The sequence below is a fragment of the Bacteroides nordii genome (assembly GCF_019930665.1).
Lineage (GTDB): Bacteria > Bacteroidota > Bacteroidia > Bacteroidales > Bacteroidaceae > Bacteroides > Bacteroides nordii.
Genome location: NZ_CP082886.1, coordinates 4438108 through 4463368 on the forward strand (window position 1 = coordinate 4438108; position 25261 = coordinate 4463368).

At 36.8% G+C, this 25261-nt stretch carries 13 protein-coding genes; 2 read left to right on the forward strand and 11 right to left on the reverse strand.

Annotated features, from left to right (window positions below; genetic code table 11):
- Window positions 1-25: 25 nt before the first annotated feature.
- From K8P02_RS17430 to K8P02_RS17480, 11 genes are all read right to left on the reverse strand, one after another.
- A complete protein-coding gene (locus K8P02_RS17430; RefSeq protein WP_007482850.1) occupies window positions 26-175 on the reverse strand; it encodes a hypothetical protein in 150 nt (49 codons plus the stop codon).
- 29 nt (window positions 176-204) lie between these two features.
- Entirely contained in the window at window positions 205-1641 is a 1437-nt protein-coding gene (locus tag K8P02_RS17435; protein ID WP_223381579.1) for a sialate O-acetylesterase, read from the reverse strand.
- 29 nt (window positions 1642-1670) lie between these two features.
- A complete protein-coding gene (locus K8P02_RS17440; protein WP_025867523.1) occupies window positions 1671-3488 on the reverse strand; it encodes a heparinase II/III domain-containing protein in 1818 nt (605 codons plus the stop codon).
- A 13-nt stretch (window positions 3489-3501) separates the two neighbouring features.
- Complete coding sequence (locus tag K8P02_RS17445; RefSeq protein WP_195349545.1) at window positions 3502-6954, reverse strand: cellulase family glycosylhydrolase; 3453 nt, start codon at window positions 6952-6954, stop codon at window positions 3502-3504.
- A gap of 127 nt (window positions 6955-7081) precedes the next feature.
- Entirely contained in the window at window positions 7082-8071 is a 990-nt protein-coding gene (locus K8P02_RS17450; RefSeq protein ID WP_223381581.1) for a DUF4466 family protein, read from the reverse strand.
- Between the two features lies 1 nt (window position 8072).
- Window positions 8073-8465 (reverse strand): DUF5018 domain-containing protein, encoded by a 393-nt coding sequence (locus K8P02_RS17455; RefSeq protein WP_025867525.1) that lies wholly within the window; start codon window positions 8463-8465, stop codon window positions 8073-8075.
- 50 nt (window positions 8466-8515) lie between these two features.
- Window positions 8516-10387, reverse strand: coding sequence for a RagB/SusD family nutrient uptake outer membrane protein (locus K8P02_RS17460; RefSeq protein WP_195349543.1), 1872 nt, complete (start codon window positions 10385-10387; stop codon window positions 8516-8518).
- A gap of 10 nt (window positions 10388-10397) precedes the next feature.
- Window positions 10398-13556, reverse strand: coding sequence for a SusC/RagA family TonB-linked outer membrane protein (locus tag K8P02_RS17465; protein WP_122201409.1), 3159 nt, complete (start codon window positions 13554-13556; stop codon window positions 10398-10400).
- 16 nt (window positions 13557-13572) lie between these two features.
- A complete protein-coding gene (locus tag K8P02_RS17470; RefSeq protein WP_147351260.1) occupies window positions 13573-14571 on the reverse strand; it encodes a sugar-binding protein in 999 nt (332 codons plus the stop codon).
- Window positions 14572-14601: 30 nt separating this feature from the next.
- A complete protein-coding gene (locus tag K8P02_RS17475; protein ID WP_007482869.1) occupies window positions 14602-15612 on the reverse strand; it encodes a glycoside hydrolase family 5 protein in 1011 nt (336 codons plus the stop codon).
- A gap of 3 nt (window positions 15613-15615) precedes the next feature.
- On the reverse strand, window positions 15616-18498 hold the full coding sequence (locus K8P02_RS17480; RefSeq protein ID WP_223381583.1) for a cellulase family glycosylhydrolase: 2883 nt from the start codon (window positions 18496-18498) through the stop codon (window positions 15616-15618).
- Window positions 18499-19109: 611 nt separating this feature from the next.
- Between K8P02_RS17480 and K8P02_RS17485 the strand changes: the two genes are divergently transcribed.
- Window positions 19110-23060 (forward strand): two-component regulator propeller domain-containing protein, encoded by a 3951-nt coding sequence (locus K8P02_RS17485; RefSeq protein ID WP_223381586.1) that lies wholly within the window; start codon window positions 19110-19112, stop codon window positions 23058-23060.
- Between the two features lie 117 nt (window positions 23061-23177).
- Entirely contained in the window at window positions 23178-24716 is a 1539-nt protein-coding gene (locus K8P02_RS17490; protein WP_025867527.1) for a YifB family Mg chelatase-like AAA ATPase, read from the forward strand.
- Window positions 24717-25261: the final 545 nt, after the last annotated feature.

Here is a 25261-nt window from a genome sequence, read left to right on the forward strand (position 1 = left end):
ATAGTTGTACAAAACCCTCTATCATTTATTTCAAAGCATTGTTCAGTCTCAATACCCAGGTATTTAAACACAGAAGCTTATTTATATTCAGCGACGGTAATTCAAGATGTACATACGAATCATTACACTGATAACCAACTTCTTTATTATCAGACCCTAATAATACATTTTTCATACTATTAAAATTTAAAACAACACTATACTTTATTTCCAATGATCTGTCCTAAACGGTGAGGCTGGTAAATCAGCCCCGTTATACAAATTACATTCTGGATTAGCAGCCCAAGCATACCTCACTGCAAGTGGATAAGGAACATTAGGAGAACTAACCACTACTTCTTCTCCATCTATTTCAGCTTCTGCCCAATAAAACTTGTGATCCGGACCAGCTATTGAGAAACCTTTTATCAAATCCCCTCCTTTAATCTTTAGCCCGCCACCAACGTGATCAAACTTAATCCTCACCTGATTATTTTCAATGATATATGAATTATACAGAGGCCCGGAATAAACAATATCTTCTCCATAAGTCTTAGCCCTTGCTATTAATGCCAACCTGTCACCGACCTCTTTCTTTCTTTTGGGATGTACATTCTTGGCTTCTCCCAGTTCTATGGTTACTGCCATCCCAGTATTGGCCATACACAATGTTTCAAATTGAGCTTCTCTTAATTCAGCCCATTGTGCACCAGTCGGCTCCTCATTTCTTTCTCCAAAATTAGGTAACTGTACAAAATAAAAGGGCAGCGTTTGTTTCCATTGTTTACGCCAATCAGTAATCAAGAGCGGAAATATATCTTTATACTGTTCTGCACGGGCACAATTATATTCACCTTGATACCAAATGATTCCCTTTAAAGTATAAGGAATGATAGGATGAATCATTGCATTAAAAAGTACAGAATGGATATTAGGACCATCTCTATCAACGGAATATTCTTTGAGAGTATCCTTTTCACAACTATCTAAATCAGTTATCCGGGTTATTGCTTCTTTACTAATCCACGATTCTGCAATAGTCCCTCCCCACGAGGCCGTAATTACTCCAATAGGAACATTTAAATGGCGATGAAGATTCTTAGCGAAAAAATACGCAACGGCAGAAAAGTTTGCTGCAAACTCCGGCAAACAAACCTGCCAAGTCCCCTTACGTACCTTCTTCAAATCACTGAGTGGTGACAAACTTGCAGCACGTTCAACATGCAAAACACGTATTTCGGGACATTGAGCCAAACGAATTTCTGCTTCATAATTATTTATTTTCCCCCAACTTCCGATTGGCATCTCCATATTAGACTGTCCAGCACAAAGCCAAACTTCACCAATTAATACATTATCCAAACGAATGCTCGTTTCATCTGAGACAATAATATAATATGGACCACCTGCTTGAGGAGTAGATATTCTTGTCCGCCACTCACCTTTATCTGATGAATTAACCAAATACTCTTTATTGTTCCAAGAAGTTTTAATTGTTACAGTACACCTCGGAGTAGCCGTTCCCCAAAAAGCTACTTCAGTTTGTCGTTGTAATACCATATTGTCCGTAAACATAGCGGGTAATACAATTTTTGCATGCAGGCGCCAAGAATAGCCAACAGATAGAAAACATATTAACAAGAAAAAAAATCGTATTTTCATATTATTCTATGATATTTTTTAAACCTATACTAATTAACCAATTGTTCCGGGCATAGAACTGTTTCAAAAACCGCTTCCTCTCCAGCCGGAATAATAGTTTCAAATCCTATCAAAACAACATTAGGGTTTGGAGCGTCATAACTATTACCGGATTGTGCAGACCATTTTTTTATTTGAACCTGATTCTGACTTTTAATTTTCACATTCATCCTTTTCCCATCTTGCTCCAGTATAAAGCCATCCTTCTGTATCCCTCTTATCTGAGTTCTTGTCAACATTGTCCAACGTAAAAGAGCTTGCTTTGTAGTATCTGTTTTCACACTATCTTTCACCACTACATAAGCGCCGTTTACCATTGTAATTTCTCTTTGACAAAAGAGCAGTTCATCCTTAAAAATAGTAGTCAAGTCAATCGTTGCAGATTTCAAACCCTCACTATCAACAAACGATTTCCAGTACGCATACCCTTTTACATCATGTAGTTTATTATTAATAGTAAGGGTATTATGAGCATAATTATTATAACGAAAAACCTTCCAACGCTCTGAATGTTGATCATTACTCCAGATTTGCATTTTTTTCGATTCCAAAGATTCATAGTCTTGCATTCCCAAATCCATAGCCCATCGTATCCCCATAGCATCCATCACAAAGGATCCAGCATCCATATGTGAATGATTACTACTGGAAGTTCCTCCTTTAATGCCCACATACAAAGCATTTTTATCAGTCCAAGAAGTACGCATCAATGCAACTGGTGTAATGCCCCCTCCTATCCACATCATCTTTTCAGGAGGAACAATTTTGTCTATTTCTATATTTCTACCCCATAAAAATATTAGCGGAAACAGTCTATTTGCCAAATAGCCAGAACATTTATCTTTTTGCATGAAGCTTTTTTCTGTCCATAATAAAGAAAGATCCCCAGTTTTCTTTGCAAACCAAAACATAACAGGTGCTAACCCATGCTCATCACCACAATCTGCATAATTAAAACTATACCCGGTTGGACCAACCATCTGCTCATAATAATAAGGGGTATTCATAAAACCTGACGACAAAGCTGGCAACAAATCCCAATCACCAACTTTCTCCAGGGTTCCCAATAAAAGAACATTAAAAGTTGTTCCATACCTCCAATATGAATACCCTTCAGGATATGCCCCGTCAGGTGCATATTCAGCCATAGGGAGCTTTACAGATTCTACTGCCTGCCGAATAAGAGATCTACACATTTCCGGATTTTGTTCATAAACCGCCAAAGCAGCAATTGCTATACCTGCATTACATACTTGATTCCAATTATGATTTGCTTTCAAATACCAATTATATCTCTCATCCTGTGCAGGTAAGAGCCCTTTCGTCATGATAGCTTCACTAATGATTCTGCGTGAATCAGCCGATAACTTAGTATACAACCAATCAAAACCAATGGCAACTCCTAAGACCATTTCAGCCACATCCAGAAAATGAGATGGATTCCAATCAGAAAAACGACAAACAGTAAGTAATTCTTCCTCTGCACGTTGAAAATATATTTCATCTCCAGTAATACGATACGCATAAGACAAAAATAATATTCTTCGAAGAGCTTCTCGAGAAGTAGCTAATAACCGCATACCCACCTTTTTCCTTTCCAACAATGGCCGATTAAGCAGATTATTACATTCTTTGAGGAAATTTCGATGTAAACCAGTCCAAAGAGTATCCATAGATAAAGCTTCTTTAATTTCTATTTCCTCTCCACCAGACATTAATATACGGGGATGTGAAGGTAATACTTGTGCATACATATTTAATTCCCCCTGAAAAAGTAAAAAGAATATCAAAAGAAAAATAGTTCTCATATGTTCTCTGTTTTTAATAATTTCGATACCGCAAAAGAGCCTCTATGAAATAATAATCACCATAACTCAAAGGAGCATCCAATTCTGAATTCTGAGGAATATTTCCTACTCCATGTTTTAATATAAAAAAACCATTTGTTCCTACTTCAGCCATATACTCATCCGAAGCAAGCATACGAAGTTGCTGTTCCGCTACTGTGTAGTACCTTTCACAACGATGACCCTCCGAATATTTACTCAATTCCAACAAAGCGGAAGCGATAATAGCAGCAGACGAAGAATCTCTATAATCATCAGGTATACCAGGAGAATCAAAATCCCAATATGGAATTTTATCTTTCGGCAGATGTGGGTGATTCAGTATAAAATCTGCGATATGCCATGCTAAATTCAAATAATCTTCATTTCCTGTCTCACGATACATCATCGTATACCCATAAAGTGCCCATGCTTGTCCACGTGCCCAAGAACTATCGTCACCATATCCCTGATCAGTCCCTCGCTGCAACACTTTACCACTTTTCAAATCATAAGCAACCACATGAAAGGAGCTATAATCCTCTCGAAAATGATGCAATTTCGTCGTATTCGCATGAGAAATGGCTATATTCTTAAAAGTATCGTCTCCCGTTCTCTTATAAGCCCACATTAACATCTCCAGATTCATCATATTATCTATAATTACAGGATAAGAATAATCACGCCATTTATTCCAGGAACGGATACACTTCACAACCGGATTATACCTTGCAGATAAAGCGTGTGCACCGTTAATAAGAACTCCCTCTGATTCAGATGTCGGATTCAATCTAAATCCATTCCCATAACTACAATACAGCATAAACCCCAAATCATGAGTACTCGTGTTGAACTGTTCCTTTTCAATACGTTTAGTATATAAATTAGCATAATCAAACAGTTCTTCACTACCCTTATTATTTTCATACAAATACCACAATACACCAGGGAAAAAGCCACTACACCACCAATCAGAAGAAGAGGTCACTAGTTCTCCATTAGAGTTCAAAGAGCGCGGTAATTTACCTTCTTTATCTTTCAGATGTCTGGCCATCAATAAAGCCTGTTTTTCGGCTTTAGCAAGTGCTCCATCTACCCAATGCCGATAACTGGTAGTAAGATATTTTTCTACTATCTTCATTTGCGGAGCATCTTTCCCACCTTTTGGTGTAAGGCTAAGAGGATATTTACCCCACCATGGACCTGCTGCCCAATAGGTAGCATTCACACCTTCGCTCTGTAGATAATTTAAAAAGTTATCCATAGTGACCAACCAACGCTCATCGTCATCCGGAACACCATATTCACCAACAAACCCTTTTAACTGATTATTTTTAAGCCAATTAACAAATGGCCGAACCCTTTCTATCCCTCGTGTAGGAGATCCTTTCTCCGTATCATATGATCCATTATAACTTCCCGAAGCATCCGCATCAAAATAAACATGCGCCTCATAAATCAAATTATTCACAGGATCCTTTAAATATTTCAATGTATCACTCTTCTCTACCCATCTCTCCGCAGAACTCCAATCGTCCCCCCCAATAATTATTGGTCGTTCTTGATCACTTTTTCTTATTGCCTCAATACCTTTCTGTGCCATTTGAAACCAGGAAACCGAACTCCCTAAATCATGAGGCTCATTCATTAATCCGTAGCCATAGATATTGGAGAATGAACTCATTTCCATGGCAAAACGCCGCCAAAAATCTGCAAAGTGATCTAAGGTTACCCCATTAGTACCAATAATACATTTCACTCCTTGGTGATAACGTCGTGCATAATTATGTAAATCAAGAATCACGCTTATACTTCTTTTCTCTGCCTCACCTACAAAATCTTTAATCCGTTTCAGCTCTACAGAATTAAGTTCACCATTCAACTCATGCTGTATCCTTTCCCACTTAAAAGGAAAACGAATCAGTTTCAATCCTTTATCTTTAAAATAATCCAATTCTTCTACTTTCGGATAAGTATAATGCTTATCATATTTACCTGGTAAATTTGCTTCATCAAATTCTGCACATGCCAAATTCACACCAAATGGTTGATACGAATTCTGATTATATACTGCAATTGGTTTTTCATAATCAGTTTTCATCCGATAGGGCATTTCGTATACCTGACTCCCATTTTTGTCTGTAAAATAAAGTTTTGACACAGACATACTATCAGCATTCCCGTCTGCCCAGAATGCATAAAAATCATTATGAGCATATAAAGGACGACGAACATACGAATGGTTTCGTGGGCTATTCTTAGTAACATTTGCTACTTTAGTCCAGTGTTGGCCTTCATCCCAACTTTTCCACAAAGCAATTTCTCCTCCGGTACCAAATTTTTGCGGTCCATCCTCTGTCGGTCCAATCACTGTCCAGACATCATTATCTACATAAATAGACCCCATATCATAATTATGAGAAGAAGAGCATAACACATGTGAGTACCACTGTCCGTTTTTTCTGTGAAGTACAACCCATTCTCGGGGATCTCCTTTGGGGCCCGGTTGATAATGTTTACTTATAACTGCCAGAATAATAGGATTACCATCTTTATCAAAATTCAAATCATTCAAGTACACTAATTTATTCTCTTTTTGATAATCATATACCAAAGCTGCACTTTGCGGAGAAGTCAATGGAGTAGTTAATGTCACACCATCCACTGTTTGCCAGGTTTGTCCCATATCTTCTGTCTGAACCAAATAAACATTAGTCCGAGAATCTGCTCCTCCGTCAGGATGATAATTAAAAACAGTAACAACTTTGTTCTTCCATACATTACTAAGCTGATAATGTCCTCCCATACCAGCTAATTTCTTATCCGGAGCCCAGTTTATTCCATCAGGACTCGTCGACCAATAAAGTTCTCTACCAAACGTACGTTCAGCAGTATACTTCGTAAAAAGATGAATAAATCCCTTACCTTCTATATACCAAGGCTGAGGATAAGTTATTACCGATTGATACTTTTTCTCAAAATGATCAATACAATATGGCATTGTACTTTTGTATACTTGTCCCAGACGACTAACATTCCTCCCACTTACAAATACCCAAATAAATCCATCGCTATCTATAGTAAGAGAAGCATTATCATGAGGATCATCCACTCCCATCTTATCACACACAACAACTGGGCGGGCCAATGTTCCACTTTTATGATCATAACAAGAAATCATAATCAGTAAATGCTTATCTTTTTCACTGGTGGTCCCTCCATAAACAAAAAAGGTTTTATCAACTTTTGAGGCATAGATAGCCACAGGAGTATGATTAGCTGTATAAGTAGCCAATCCACCAGAATATTTGTCTCCATACTCCGACTTTTGGCCAATTGTATACCAAATCCCCTTATATCCATCGATCCGGAGATTCTGAGCTTTAGAATATAAAGTAATACCCAATAGAATAAACAGAGAGAATAAACGAACACTTTTCAATGCCATATTATTTATATTAAATTACAAACCTATTAAAAATGAGAATAGAAAAAGGGGTTACATGAGACAACTAAGGTTCCATAGCAAGTATACTTCACCTTAGTGTCTCACATATAAATTTTGAAAAAAACGATTATTTCACTCGCAATCGTTTAACGCTAATTGTCATTGTTTTTTTTGCATTATCCACTTTATTGACATAAATAAAAGCACGATATATTCCATCAGCAGTTTCAACCCATGTTCCTGCATCTTTCTTTATGTTAACAATAAAATTGGAAGCATTACTAAAATTCATCTGATAGAAATCCAAATCATCAATAAATGTTCCATATTGATCACGAGCAAGTTGTTGGTCAATAGCTCCAAAAGTTCTTTGTAATGATGTCATCCGATTCACTCCTTCCGGCAAAACAATCTCTGGTAAATAATCCGAGCCGACTCCTGGTGAAACTAATGCATGCAAAAAATCAATCCCGGAAATCCTACGATATAGATATACCAAATCAATCTTGTCCGCTTTAGTTGGCATATTCTCATTGGTATACACTGCCATATCCGAGATAGAAAGATAACTATCCGTAGGAATTATCATATCAAGTTTTATATCCATATTAGATATAAAATATGTCCCCATGTCGTATGAGACACTTCTACCATTACTGTCTGTCGCATAAAAACTAAAAGAGATATTCTTACCACGAGCTTCTTCAGGAATCACATAATAGTAACGTAACGTTGCTGCACATGTATCTTTCGTAAATGTAACTTCCGTCATCATTCCTTCTGTTACTGACGGGCTACCGATCTCAACTCCTTTATCATCTCCTCCCTGATCCGTATAAAACGATCTGTGTTCCAGATAAGTACCGTCTGCTCCGGCAATAGAAGCCTTGACCTTTGCAGAAATCAGCTTTCCTTGAGAAGGAGGAAGTGCCATAGCATAAGCAAATTCTATTTTCGCCCCCACCAGATTAGGTCCCAATGAACGCTTTATACAATCATTTTGTAAAGTTGTTCCAGCCGCAGGTACCTCGTATTCATTCTCACAAGATGTAAAAACGAAACATAAACCAACGATAACCATTAAAAAATAATATTCAATAGACTTCATCGTATTCATTTTATTTCTGTTGTACACTAACATAAACTGTATATATTTTCCGAACTTTTCTATTACCCGAAATAACCGTATATTGCTTAGGATTTGCCAAATCCGAAAAGTCAACTTTCCCTTCTATCTTAGGTTCCAATTTAGCATCTGTTACCAAAGAAAACTGAGGATAAAGATTCTTCAGATCAGTACCATACAGTACTTCCACATGAATGGTTTGCTTCATCGTATCAATAACGGCTGCTCCATGTCTCACAGTCTGATAATCAACGCCCAAAAGTTCGAAACTACTTACATAACATTCTGAACGTTCGGTAATTAACAATCCATCTTCATCAATCGGAAAATTTGTACATCCGATCCAGGTTAATACTATAAAAAAAATAGCTATATATTTTTTCATTACTTTCAATATTAATTTGAATTCAACATTCTTTATAGGCCTTCTGGCTATTATAGCCAAGGAGTATTTTGAGTTAAGTTCGGATTACGATCACGTTCTTTAGGTGGAATCTGAAAAATATAAGCTTGTTGATACAATCTCTCATTCAAATTCTTATACCAGCTATATACTTTATCACTGTGTGTATCACCCATCCAAACCTCTTCTGATCCCGGTTCCCCCCACACTCTTTCAATAGCTCTCCATCTACGCAAGTCAAAAGCGCGATGTCCTTCAGCTATCAGTTCTATAATACGTTCCTGCTCGATAGCGTCGAAGAAGGCTTTTTTGTCAGAAATCTTGTCAGAGGCCAAAGGAGGTAAATTCCCCCTATGCCGGATTCTGTTAACCAAAGCAATAGCATCCTGCTGTGGTCCGTACAATTCATTTGTCGCTTCCGCATACATCAGATAGACATCAGCCAAACGAACTACCGGCCAGTTATAGTCACCTTCACCACGATCTGCACCTTCGTAGTTACGAACAAATTTACGGAAAACGTATCCAGAGTTTGTACCATCGGTATTATACGATGTATACTGTTTCCCGTCAATTGTAACTTTTGCATTCCATGATTTATATATAAATGGTACCCAATCTGTTTTCTTTAAAGATGCTAATCCTTGGATCATTTCATAATCCCACAACATTGATGCTTTCATACGATAATCACGATTCAAATAACTTTCCGGATTCACTGCTGAATTTTTAGTAGTTCTTGCATTTGGCGCATTCGGGTTCATTGGAATCAACGGATCTGTGAAATCACCTGTTACAGTAGATTGATAACGATCTGCTAAACGAAATGTAGGTGTCACCCAACACTGAGAATTCTGAATGTTACGCCCTGCGAAATCACGCATCAATGATTCCCCTTGTCCAGTTCCTGGTCCTCCATGAGTGAATGCAAAAATAATTTCACCATCAGTATTGACGTTACCTGTAGTAGGAAGAAACAAATAGAAGTAATTAGGTAGTACATTTGCATCACCCAGTTCTCCCCATTCACCAGGTTCACCATTCCTAAACAAATTTAATCCATAGTCATTAATTACTGCATGGAAATCATCAGCAGCAGCCTTATACGCCTTTCTCGCCTCCTCTTCGCTTGGAGTAAAAGTATCAAGTTCCGGCCATCCGAAATGATTCCAACAAGCCCAATAAAGTTCGAGTTTACCTTTAAACGCTAAAGCTGCAGGCTTAGATGCCCGCCCTATCTGCTCTGATTTTACTGGAAGTTTCTCAAAAGCATAATTAAAATCTTCAATAATATAATCTTTGATTTTCGCAATGGAAGTACGTACTATTTTATCCATCTCCGTTTGATTGTACACCACATGATCTATATACGGTACATCACCCCACATAGAAATCAATCGAAAATAAATCATTCCTCTTAACAACCTGGCTTCACCAATAACGGTTTCAAGCTTCTTCTTCGATTCTTCTGTTTTGGCATTCGGAATCATTTTCAGTGTATTCTCTATCACATAATTGACCCGATGTATGCCACCATAACAGAACTTATAATACGTATCGAACTTTGCTCCAAAACGGTAAGACGGATCAGGAAAATAACATCCTCCTTTATAAGCAGCCCCCTGTGTTATATTAGTAGTAGTATTACTCAAACTACCGCTACCATCTCTGACACGGACATATTCACCTTGCCCATCAAAATAATAATCTCTACTAAAAAGACCACGTACATCAGCATACGCCCCCATTAAGCCATTCGTTGCATCCTCTTCTGTTTGCCAAAATTCCGTATTACCTAATTCAGTTGTAGGAATTTGGTCCAAAAGACTATTTACACACCCCATTAAAAGTATTGATGCTCCACCCAGTAATATACCCAATATATAATTTCTTCTATTTTTCATGATATTAAATTTAAATACCTACATTAATACCAAAAGTGAACGATTTCACCAGAGGATAACCATCATTTATATTACCTTCTTTTTCAGGATCTAATCCACGAAATTTAGTAATTGTAGCCAGATTATCTGCAGATACATACATTCTGATAGAACTAAGTCCGATTTTTTTTAACCGGTTTTGAGGAATAGTATATCCTAATTGCAGATTTTTCAGACGCAAATAAGCCAGATTATCCAACCAAAAGGTAGATTCTTTTCGATTATTTGCTCCCCCTAAACGAGTCCATTCCCCTCCTCTGTTCTCCAACGACCAAGGTTTAGTCCAATGATCCCAAGTAGTAGCTTGCCGCGCTTCTTGCAAATCGGGATTATTATTGGCAGTTAACCAAAATGTTTTACGGCCAGCAGCTCCCTGGAACATTATAGAAAGATCAAATCCCTTCCACTCAAAATTACCACTTAATGCAAAGTTTGTAGTGGGACGATCACGTTGAATGCGTGGAAAAGCCTTCATATCATTATCATCAATCTTCCCATCACCATTCAAGTCTTTATATAATAAATCTCCCGGTTGAGCACCTTGTGGAGTAGCATTATACACATCATTCCAACTTTGTGCAATACCAATAGCTTCATAGGCATATACATAGTTATATGGCATGTTGATAAATACATAATCATTGCTGTTTTTCTGATTACGCCCTAAATACTCATTCCACTTTTCCAGTACTGTAGCATTATAAGAAGCATTAGCATTCACAGTATAATTAAACTCATTAACCCTTCCACGCCAGACAATGTTGGCCTCTACTCCTTTATTTCGCAGCTCACCAATATTTTTACGAGGAGCAGAATACGCACCTGTCAGATGAACAGACATATCTGAAGGCCGAATCATACCACTAGTTAGCCGGTCATAGTAATCAAGTTCAACCGATAAACGATTATTAAAAAACTTCATATCCAACCCGATATTGGTAACTGATGTTTCTTCCCAACTCAAATCACGATTTACCATTTTCTTATTGACATACCCTTTCAATATCTTGCCATCAATCATATAATTATTGGTAGTCAAAGTCTCCTGTTGTTCGTAGCGTCCCACACCACTATTATTTCCTAACACACCATAAGATACACGCAACTTAGCATGATTTAGCCATCCTTTCACATATTTATTAATGAATGGCTCTTCTGAAAAAATCCATCCCACTGAAGCTGATGGGAAATATCCATATTTAGAACCGTCAAGAAATTTAGATGAACCGTCACAACGCAAGTTGAATTCAAATAAATAGCGTTGATACGCCGCATAATTGATACGCCCGATATAAGAAACCAATCCTTCAGCACTTGAATTCCCTCCCGTGTACTGTTTCTCTGTAAGAGCTGCATCAATTTCATGAAGAGATGAATGCAAACGATCATTGCGTCCTGACATCTGATAACGAGTATGCCAATACTCTTCACTAAAAGCAAACATAGCATTCAGCGTATGATGTTTACAAAAGGTAATATCATAATTTAACCGTGCACTAAACTGAGTTTTATAGCTATTATTGGTATAATTATAAATCGGAGCATTATCTTCTACGAAATAGCGAGCACCAAAATCATTCGTTTGAAAGTTATAAGCACGATTAGGAGTATCTGCCTGATACCTAAAATCATTACCATAATTCAAAGAATAGTCCAAACGTGCAGTCAATCCTTTTACCGGACTCCAATCCCAATAGACATTACCATTCAATTCCTGTCTCTCTTTCTGTGTAAGCTGCGTATTATAAGCACTATAAGGATTAAAAATCTGAGGGTCTTCACCATAAGCCATCACTCCTCCGTAATATCCTGTAATAGGATCATAAGGTGTTACTCCCGCAATAGCATATCTCATTTCATTGGCATCGATAGTACCATCAAAATTACTGGTTAATGCATACTGCAGATCCGACCAATTACCTGCAATTTTTACTCCTACATGCATATTCGAACGAATTTTAGCATCATAATTCACACGCAAATTATAACGAGTATAATCATTATTAATAAGAAGACCTTTCTCGTCAATAACTCCGAGAGAAATATAAAAGTTAGAAACTTTATTTCCCCCTGACGCAGAAAGATTATATTTCTGAACTTGTGAATTTCTTAAAATAACATCATACCAGTCAGTATTCGGATAACGAACTGGATCGATCATTCCTAATGCCATCCACTGATCGATAGTACCATCCTTGAACCTTATATTACCAGGTAAAGTAGAAACAGCAGCATCACGTTGCAACAAAGTCAGTGACCGTGGATAATCTGCCATAAACTCCCATGCATGGGTAGGAGTACCTATAGTATAAGAAGCCGAAGCATTTATTTTGGGGGCTGATTCATGCCCGGATTTAGTAGTAATCAAAATAACACCATTGGCCGCACGCGAACCATAAATAGCAGAGGATGAAGCATCTTTCAGCACAGAAACACTTTCAATATCATCTATATTAATACGATCGATATCAACATCAGGCATACCGTCAACGACAACTAACGGATCAGCATTATTCACCGTTCCCATTCCTCGAACAAGCATTTTAACATCATTACGACCAGCCATACCAGAATTCTGCGTTATTGATAATCCTGGCACTTTCCCTTGCAAAGCCAATGATGTACTTGTTAATGAACGACTTGCCAATTGTTCATCCACTTTTACAGCTGACACAGCGCCTGTTAGATTTACCTTCTTTTGCGTACCATATCCTACAACAACTACTTCATCTATACCAATGGAGGCATCTTCCAATGTCACATTTATCAGATCTTTTCCTTTAATATGCACCTCCTGAGTATTCATGCCAATATAGCTTATAATCAATACTGCATTTGAAGCAACATTACTTAATGTATAATATCCATCTAAGTTAGTTGTAGTACCTGCCGTTGTGCCCTTTACTAATATTGAAGCACCAATAATCGGTTCACCGTTTACATCCCTTACATTACCTGTAATTGTCCCGCCTTTATCCTTCTCCTCACTTACATTTTTTTGCGCATACACATATGTATTATTCAATTGAATTAACCCACCCAATAATATCAACAATGTAATTTTACAATAAAAAAATGTTTTACGAGAAGCACTATAACAAACTTTCTGTATTAAACTACTTTCTCTCATAAACTTTAGTATTAGATTATTTAACGATCTTAACCACTTTCAGCAAATGGTCACCATAATATAATTTAAGAAGGTACAAACCAGATTGTAAATCAGTCACATCTATTTCCGAAATATTTGTTTCAGCAGTTTTCACTTCTGAACCAGAGGCAGCGATAAATACAACTCTACTACAATCACCTTTAACAGCAACTGTTTCCGCTCGTTTATCATAGTGAACATAAACAGAGGATGTATCTGTTTGAGATAACCCGGAAGGAGTAGCTGTACTAAAAGTTATTACACCGCAGGCATCCATATTATTATAAGGTTCAGTAGGTCCGATATTCTTCCAAACAGCTCTTTTACGTCCTTTGCCATCATTGTCATTATCAACAATTATTACATCGAAGCCCATACCTTGAGGTAAAGAAGTAAGTTTATCTACATCCAGCTCTTCGCCTTTATCATTAACAAATGCATAAATAGGGATCTGGCACTCTACAACATATCCTTTTCCGTCGGGCTTCATATCATAACAAACTGTAGCCATATCACTCATAGTCCCATATAATACTCCCTCTGTTACAAATGGTTCTCCATAACCTTCTTCTGTCAATGCAGGTGCTATTTGGTAATGTCCAGGTGCCATTACACCATCAATGTAAGCAGGCCCTTGCCCATCTTTCAGATTATCGTTAATATCAAAATAAATTTCTACTTTATCATATTTCCATTGATTTTTTACATCGTTGGCCAACCAAGCCGGATAATGAACATCATCAGTGACATCAACCAAGACATAAATATATTCATCGGTGTAAAACATCTTAAAGAAAGAGGTTACCGTAGGCTCCTCATAATTAAAAACGTTGGTTATATCAACCGGTGTAATATCCTTCCAAATATTATCATCCGCCTTTCCATTCGGATCAATATCTGTTCCTTTATAAATCACGACATCTGAAGCCACTTGCGCCGTAAGATTAGTGGTAGCAACCCATACGGCCAACAACACGAATAAAAACTTTTTCATAATAATAAATTTTAATGTAAGTAAAAACAACTATTTCATTTGTAACTTTCTTTTAAAGAATTCTCCTTGTCGTGTGAGATTGAAGTCAAAATCGTCCAAAAGCGCAGGTGCCCAAGAAGGATCAAAACACCACACTGTGTATGAAATTCCCTTTTTATCAAGATAATTAATAATAGCTTCACCATATTTTTCATCACCTATACATGGAATGTGTTCACCACGTTGTCCTTTCACCACATATCCCATTTCGGTAGCCACCACCGGATAATGGTCAGCGACATGCCCCCAGTTTCTTTCCCATTTATCCTCCCAAGGTGCATCTACCTTTTGAGGATAAGGATGTGTCACATAAGCAACATTATTACGATCTACCGGTTTTTGCACGACTTCATCAAGTAAATAAGCCCAATTCATTCCAGCCACCAAATATACTTTCTGATCATCAATCATATTGATACTATCTATCAACTGTTCCATCAGGGGCTGCCACGCATCCCAACTCAATGGTTTTCCTTGATCACATGGTTCATTAAACAACTCATAAAAAGCCACAGTAGAATTACCCTTATAATGTTCAGCTATAATTTTCCAAAAGTTTATAGTTTCTGCCCAATTGGTAGCATAATTAAAATGAGGATAAACATTTTCCGGCAGATTACCGATAGCATGCCAATCAATAATAACATACATATTGGTTTGCCTGGCCCATTCCACTCCCTGATCCAGTATTTTTAGATAATCTTCTACTCCGCGATAGCGCCATGTGTAAGGATGTATTGGTAAACGTATCACATTACATCCCCAACGCCGCGCTTCTTCAAAATAACGTAAATTCCATTGATTCTCTTTTTTCAACTTATCCGGATCTGAGAAACTCACGCCACACAATCTAACAATCTTTCCTGAATCATTAATAAAAACATTCTTTTTTACTTTTAAGGCAGATGGTTCTTTAAAGGATTGCTTAACTGTTTCCTTACAAGAAACCATTCCTGCCATAAAAAAAAATAAAACAATACCTATTATATGAGAAACTTTCATCTTTTAATATTTTACAAATTTAAAATTCCTAACACTTCCGTTTTCTATAAGAATCCGGATCAGATATACACCCGGAACTAATCCGTCAGTTACAATTCTTGCTTCAGATGAGCCAATACTTTCCTTCTTTATACACTGCCCGGACATAGTAAACAGGGCAATACTTTTCATAGCCTTATCCGCTTTAACGTACACATGATCAGCTGTTACATCAGAATAAATTTCCAAATCTCCAGATTCATTATGTAAAATGCATCCTGTTCCTGACGAAGTGTTATCATAATCTTTTGTGTATTTCTCAAAAATTCTCATTTGAGCTCTTTCCACAGTATAGTTTTTCAGCGGATGAATACTTACCTTATCATTAGATGACCATCCACCTGCTACCCAATATGTAGCAGCAACACGATTTTCTTTGAGATAAGCAATAACTTCATCCAGCAAATTCAACCAGCGAACATCATTTCCTGGTACCCCAAATTCACCTAAAATTCCACGTTGATTATGTTCTTTCAGCCATTCTACAAATGGTTGCAAACGTTTAATATGTTGTTGTGGATCAGAAACTTCCTTATCAAAATCTCCCAAATTATAATGCCCACTTTTATCTTTATCAAAATAACAATGTGCCTGAAAAATCAAATTATTAGCCGGATCATTCAATCCAATTAATCCTCCACCGGTTGAAGGCCACGTAGATGAAGACGCATAACTTTCACCCTCTATTACTATAGGCGTTTGCATATCTACAGTTCTAATAGCATCAATAACAGCTTGTGCTGTCGAATACCATACGCCCTTATCTAAACCATAAGGTTCATTCATTATATCATATCCCCAAATATTCTTGTACATCTGACACTCAACAGCTATTTTCTTCCACACATCAGCTAAATGTTCTTTTGTCAATTTTCCAGAATCACTGATCTTACAAGTTACACCATCAACATTCCTACGACAATAATCATGCATATCAAGCATCACATACATACCGATACGTTCGGCCTCAGCAATTACCTCCTTGATCTTTTTCATATCAAGTTCCATATCCAACGGTCCATTTACTTCATGTTGTACACGTTCCCAACGAAAAGGAAAACGAATAAGCCGTACACCTTTTGATTTAAAATAGTGAAGATCCTTAAATGTTGGATAAGAATAGTTTGTATTAAATACACCATGAACTGTTCCCCCTGAACCTTGCGCCAGATTTACACCTAAATAAGCCTTCTCCTTATCAGGAAGAACATCATCTGCCGATGCCAAATTCCAGTCAACAGAAATAGTCCCTTCTTCTCCTAATCCCATAGCATAGTCACCTTTAAAAGCAAAAATATTATCAATATAGATATTACCCGAGCCACGGAAAAGTATTTTATCTATCTTAGAACAATCCAGTCCGGCTTCTTTCAACTCGTGAACCGGAATATTCACATAATTCCATTCGTCTGTTTTGAGAACAGGAAATAACGAGGAATAATAAGCCGTTTCCGATCCTTGGGCCTGGAATCCAATTTCAAGTGTACCACTCCCTCCTTCGCCATCACAATACATACTGAAATGTATATTCTCCATATCACTAAAGTCAAGTGTAGCAGTTGTATGGAGTGTCATCTCTTCAAGAGAGCATATTCTCAAGACTTTATCAGCCTCCGTAAGACGGTATACAAGATCAAAATCCGTGAGGCCAACAGTACCACCTTCTTCAAGATTGGCTATATTGTTGTATTTGTCCGTAAAAACAGACTTAACAGTTTTAGGGGCTAATATCGGCTCCGGCGCAGGTTCTATATATATTATGGGTGTCCCAACCGGATCACCTTTATACGTATATATATTATCAAAATACAACCTTGTAATAGCAAAGCCATTGCCGCTGAATATTTTAGAAACAATAATGTTAGTTAAGTCAGCACTCTTAAACACACTCATCGGTATGTCAAAACTTGTCCATCCGGCATTTAAGGTTAGAGCATCTGTGTTTGCTTGTGACGACCAATTACCAAGACCGAGTTTAATAGTACGTGTACTTTCTGCCCAAACATCAAAATGGAGATAATCCATGCCATCAAGATTTAGAGTCGGGTCAAATTTAACCAAGGCCCAGTTTAATGAATTGAACCTAAGCATATTATCGCCTTCAAAAGGTGTTACTACTGCCATTTCCGCTGCCGGGCTGCCGGGATTGTTTAAAATTAAATTAGTAATGTTGTCATAGGCATCACTAAAAATCGATTTTACATCCGTATCTTTATGCTTAGGTGTAGGAGCAGCCACCGTAGGTGCATTCGGATCCACTGAGGGATTATCGCCGCCTAAATCCCCATAAGCGTAAATGTTATCAATATAGACAGTCCTATCATATCCACCGCCATTTATAAAACCTATTTTACTTATCTGGGTAAGATCAGGTATTTTTCCAGCAGGCAAAATTCGGTAATCATCCAGTTTAATCTCGATTTTATTCCATCCTTCTACTAAAGGTGTTGGTATTGTGACAGAAGCACCCTGTCCAAAATAAACTTTTAAAGTAAATCCGGTTTTAACTACATAAATGTCAAAGCAAAGTGCTTCGCAATCATCAAGATTTATCGTAGTGCCTAATTCGACAAAAGACCATCCGCCAAGACCCTGATCAAAATAAATCATATCATTCCCCATCACAGACTTTACAGTTGCAGTAGCGCTTCCTCGCCCACTAAAGCCTTTAATAGATGTAATATCAGTATATTCATCACAAAAAATCGATTTGACAGAAGCTGCTTCCTGAGTTGGGGGAACAGGGATTGTTTGGGGTGGATTACTAACGTCTGCGAAAATATCTTGCGTAGCTAGCAATAAGATAGCTACCAAATAAAGAATTTTAGTAAATATTCCTTTTTTCATAATATTACTTTTTAATAATTAATACCGGCAACAAATATATTAGGCTTTTTATTCATCAGAGGACAATATCCGACAGAAAAAAAACAATTGATAACAAACTCACGATTTATATTCCCCAAGATATACTGCATAAGTACAATATCAATATAACAATCTATATATCAACGAGATAGCAGCCACAAAAGGAATTAAAGAGTAACCAAAAAGAACAAAATATAACAAGAAAAGACAAACATATTACAACTAATAAAGTAATGTAACAAAGAAATAAATCAATCTTATCATTTTCTCTACCCAATAGAAGGTAGCCCCATAAAAAAATAGATTCTACACCAGTGAAAGAAATATGCGCCTTTCACATTCCATTTTTTTAATAAAATATGGTATTCCATTTCATACGTAAATCATATTTTTGTTTTCTTCTTGCAAATTCAGGATTTTCTTAATAACTTGCCACTGTGTTTTTTTAATCCATTGAATAAATGCTATTTCAAATCGGTAACTAAATTCAAGGTAAAAAGAAACACTATTTTTATCTCAAACTTTTAAAATTAAACAGGTTCTAAATAAAATGTTTAATTTTGCTTACGTTTTTCAATCAAAATAAAACTATGAAACATACGCTTGTCCTGGCAATACTTTGTTGTCTAATACAATTCGACGTGCAAGGTTCCTGCTTCCGAAACTATCAAAAAGAAAACGGCTTATCTAACAACTGTGTGTGGGCAATCATGCAAGATAGCCAAGGGTTTATCTGGGTTGGAACGAATGACGGGCTTAATCGTTTTGACGGGAAAAATTTCAAAATATACAAAAATCGTCTTCAAGACTCCTTATCAATTGGGCACAATTTTATACATTGTATAAAAGAAGATTCAAAGCATCGAATGTTAATAGGAACACGCAGAGGACTATATTATTATGACCGGGAATACGATCACTTTCATCATATTGCTTTAAAGAAAGAAAAACAAAATGATATCACTGTGAATGACATAATGGAAGATTCCCATGGCAACATTTTGATCGCAACTCATGGTGAAGGATTATTCCAATTAGACAATAATCTTCGTGTTCAAAAACACTTTGTAGCCTCAAAAACGCCCCAAAGTATTCCATCAAATTTTATTTGGACAATAGTAAACGATCAACAAAATAATATTTGGCTAGGAACAGCAGGGTATGGTCTTGTGCTTTTCAGTTCATCAAATGACACATTTACTCCAATAAAACATCCTAAACTCGACGTAAACAAACAATCAATATATTCCATCTATTGTGATGAAGATAATAATTTGTGGATAGGTACTTTCACAAACGGTCTTTTTAAATATAATCCTACAAAAAATGAATGTAGCCATTATCTTTCCAATATTGGTAATATAAAATCGATAACCCCCTACTCAGACAAGGAACTCATCATGGGATCAGACAAAGGCCTCATACTCCTGAATAAATCGACAGAAAGCTTTCAAATAGTAAAAGAAGAATATTCCGATAGGAGCATAGTCGATAACTCTACATTCTGTATTTCTCGTGACAAAGAAGGGGCATTCTGGGTTGGAACCTATTTCAACGGAGTCACTTATTTCGCTCCAAACGTCAATAAATTTATATCCTTCTACGATATAGAAGAAGCAACTGCTCAAAAACATTCCATCACCAGCAGTATGGTGGAAGATAACAAACAGAATATATTGTTATCTACCCATAATAATAACATTGTATACCGTTACAATCCCCAAACTAAACAATTAGGTAATACCTTTATGTTGGATTATCACAATATACAAAACCTTTATTTATCCAATGACACATTGTACGTAAGTATTTACGGAAGAGGAGTGAGAATCATTTCTGCTACAAATGGTAAGGTAATTGCAACAATCCCACTCAATACGATTGAAGGAAAATCAATATTTAAAACCCAAAACGGTACTCTAATATTTGCCCTGGAAGAAGGCGGATGTGCCATCATGTGCCCCGGACAAAAATTAAAAAGGCCAGAAGCTTTATCTGGTCGTCCTATTGCAGATATGACAGAAAGTGCATCAGGAACAATTTGGTTTGCTACACATGCTTATGGGCTTTACTGCTTATATCCCAATGGAGAATGGCAACATTTCTCCGACATTTCCAATAAAATTGATATAAATAACCTCAGCTGTTTATTATATAACAGAGAAAAAAATGATTTATGGATAGGAACTAAAGAAAAAGGAGTAATTGTTTTTAATATAGCTCAGAAGAAAATCAAAAACATATTCAATCTTGAGAATGGAATGCCTTCAGACATCATTTACTCAATCATAGATGACAAATATGGGAATATATGGATTAGTACTCCAAAAGGATTAGCACAGATTGTTCAAAACAGTACAACTGAGTATATCAAAACATTTGGCTATATTGGACAAGAGATACAATACAACTTTAGATGCTCCCTACGTGGATCTGCCGGCCTGCTCTATTTCGGAGGCACGAATGGATTTATTTCAATTAACCCATCGGAATTTACAGAAAATAACATCACTCCTCCTATACATATCACCAGTTTCAAAGTTTTCAATGAAGAATTACCTATAGGTCAAAGTTCCCCTTTAAAAAAATCAATAAGCAATACAAAAGAAATTGTGCTCTCTTCCAAACAATCAACCTTCAGTTTTGATTTTATTGCATTAAGTTATATTTTTCCGGAAACTAACAAATATGCATACATGCTAAAAGGATTTGATAAAAACTGGAATTACACATTAAATAATACAGCATATTACATGAATATACCTCCAGGAAAATATACATTTACTGTAAAAGGAAGTAATAATAATGGAATCTGGAATAATAATGGTTATAGTATAGCGCTCCGAATCAGACCTCCTTTTTGGCAAGAGTATTACATGATTATACTCTATATCATCCTATGTACCATCATCGTAAGCTATGTTATCAATCGATACAAAAAGCATTTAATAATTGAAAACGAAAAGAAACAATACAGATATCAGGTAGCTAAAGAGAAAGAGACATATGAAGCAAAAATTAATTTCTTTACTAATATAGCTCACGAAATAAAAACCCCACTCTCACTTATTACCGGACCACTAGAAATGATTATTGCCACCAAAGATGGTAATATGCAAACACAAAAATATTTGTCAGTTATTAAACGAAATACGGACCGTCTACTAATACTTATTAATCAATTACTTGACTTCAGAAAAATAGAAAACGATATGTTTATTCTGAACATCAGTCAACAAAATATAACCCAAATCGTACAACAAGTTTACAATCAGTATAAGCAAAGTTCTTACCAGCAACAAATAAAAATATCATTCGAAGCAGAAAATGAACCAATTATTGAAGATGTAGACCCTGAGGCTCTCTATAAAATAGTGAGTAACCTTGTTTCTAATGCTGTAAAATTCACTAAAACACAAATCAACATAAAACTACAAAAAGAGAATGATTCTAAAATTCTTATTTCCATCATTGATGACGGAAATGGTATCAGAAGTAGCGAACAACAGAAAATATTTCTTCCTTTTTATCAAATACAAGAAACAAAACAGCATTTTCAAAATCTTGGAGGGACAGGAATTGGTCTTTCTTTCTCAAAAGCACTGGCACGTAAGTTAGGAGGAGATATTCAAGTTCAGTCCGAATATGGTAAAGGAAGTATCTTCACATTAGTACTGCCGGCCAACCCGTTAAAAGAAAAACTAATAATGAAACATGAGATTATCGAAACAGAGATACCTCCTACAGAATCCCCCAAATCAGTCCACCAGAAATCAAAACAGGTCATTTTGATTGTAGAAGACAATGCAGAACTTCGGACCTTTATAAACGACTGTTTATCCGATAGCTATACTGTTTTAGAAGCAAAAAACGGAGTAGAAGCAATGAGTATTCTGAATAGTGGCAATATGATCGATATCATAGTTTCGGACATACTAATGCCTGAAATGGATGGATTGGAATTATGCAATCAAATAAAAAGTAATATTTCATTCTCCCATCTTCCTCTTATTTTGCTGTCGGCAAAGACTGATACAGGAACCAAAATTAACGGCTTAAAAAAAGGCGCAGATGTATATATGGAGAAACCATTTTCTATAGAACAATTAAAGGCACAAATCAATAGTGTTCTTGAAAACAGACATAATATACATAAGAAGTTCATCGAATCACCTTTAGAGTATTATAAACTAAACAATGAAACAGATAGCGAGAATGCACTATTTATCAAGAAGTTAAATGAGCTCATCCTGGAAAATATGTCATCAGAGGAATTTTCTATAGATAATATAGCTTCTGATTTTGCCATTAGTCGTACTAGCTTACATAACAAAATTAAAAGTATTACTGGAGTAACTCCTAATAATTATATTAAACTTATTCGTTTAAATAAAAGTGCAGAGTTGTTGGCCACAGGCAAATATAGAATAAATGAAGTTCGCTTTTTGGTTGGATTTAATTCAGCATCTTATTTCGCTAAATGCTTTTATGAACAATTTGGTAAATTTCCAAAAGATTTCACACAAGATATCACACAATAAAGTGTTATTTTTCAAATAAAAGAAATTATTCAACAACATATCATTATTATTTCCGGTTTATTTAATTACCTTTACCGGAATATTATCAAATTCGTACAACAAACATAAACAAAGAATATGTTAATAAAGGTTTGTGGCGCTGCCATACAAGGTATTGACGCAACGATCATTACCATCGAAGTAAACAGCTCAAGAGGCTGTATGTTCTACCTGGTTGGTTTGCCCGACTCTGCTGTGAAAGAAAGTCATCAACGCATCATTTCTGCCTTACAAGTGACCGGATACAAGATGCCTACCAGCAATATTGTTATCAATATGGCTCCGGCAGACATTCGCAAGGAAGGATCAGCCTATGATCTCCCCCTCGCAATAGGTATTCTTGCTGCCAATGAAACCATTTCCTGCGAGAAACTCCCTCACTATCTGATGATGGGTGAGCTAAGCCTTGATGGAAGTATACAACCCATCACCGGTGCATTGCCCATCGCTATTAAAGCACGTGAAGAAGGCTTTGAAGGTCTGATCGTACCGCAGCAAAATGCACGCGAAGCAGCAGTTGTTAATAACCTGAACGTGTATGGTGTAACCAATATCCGGGAAGTAATTGAATTCTTCAATGCGAAGCAGGAACTACAGCCTACCATAGTCAATACCCGGGAAGAATTCTATGCCCAGCAGGAAAACTTTGAATGCGACTTCTCTGATGTAAAAGGGCAGGAAAATGTAAAACGCGCTCTTGAAGTAGCAGCAGCCGGCGGACACAATCTGATTCTCGTTGGCGCCCCTGGTTGCGGTAAATCAATGATGGCTAAGCGCTTACCTTCTATACTCCCCCCTCTTTCCCTGGGCGAAAGTCTGGAAACCACCAAGATACACTCTGTTGCCGGAAAATTGGGACGTAATGCCTCACTCATATCCAAACGTCCTTTCCGCGATCCACATCATACCATCTCACAAACAGCAATGGTAGGAGGAGGTAGTTTCCCTCAGCCGGGCGAAATTAGCCTGGCACATAATGGTGTACTCTTTCTGGATGAGTTACCAGAGTTTCAAAGAGGGGTATTAGAAGTACTACGCCAGCCATTGGAAGATCGCCGCATCACCATTTCGCGGGTAAAATGCAGTATTGATTATCCTGCCAGCTTTACCTTAATCGCCTCCATGAATCCTTGCCCCTGCGGATATTACAATCATCCTACAAAGGCTTGTGTTTGTTCTCCCGGACAGGTACAGAAGTATCTGAATAAAATATCCGGTCCCCTACTTGACCGAATTGACATACAGATAGAGATAGTCCCCGTTCCTTTTGAAGAAATGGCCAGTAAACGACCGGCAGAACCAAGCTGCGAAATTCGCAAACGTGTGATAAAAGCCCGACAGATACAGGAACAACGCTTTTCCAATCATCCCGGCATCTACTGTAATGCTCAAATGACGAGCAAACTGATCTCTACCTATGCACAACCCGACAACAAAGGACTTACTTTACTAAAAACCGCCATGGAACGCTTCAACTTGTCCGCCCGTGCCTATGACCGTATATTGAAAGTATCACGTACCATTGCCGATCTGGAAGGAAGCGAACAAATACTCCCAGCCCATCTGGCGGAAGCTATCAGCTACCGCAATCTGGACAGGGAGAATTGGGCGGGGTAAGAGAAGGAAACTCATCTTTTAATTCTAAATTTTCAAAGTTTCACTTTTTTAATCACTGATGTCCCCACTATCTCATGATATGATTATTACGATAAAAATCAGCCTTGCATCCTAATATTTATGCGGATAACTATCATAGAATCCTTTTAATACAACAAACCTCTGTGATATAAGGAAATGTTGTCGAATATCAGGGCCTGGATTATTTGATTAAGATCGCATATGATTAACCATTCGGACCTAATAAAAAATAGCCGAATTAGTTATCATTAAACCCCATTTAGAATACTTCTTAATCAAACCAAAATCTTTTATTTTTCTTTGAAGGCTCTCTTTGAAATCCTTCAAATAGTATTTTCTTCCTTCCCTTTTCCTATGAATAGAGACTAACAAATATAGAATCAGTATCTATATTCAATCGACTTTTCTTAATCCTTATAAGGAACTCCGGATTTGTAGCTATTAAATCAGAAAAACGAATCTTCTTCCCATTATTCGGACATCTATAACTATCAGCCTTATAATCATTCCAGTATATCGCTTTA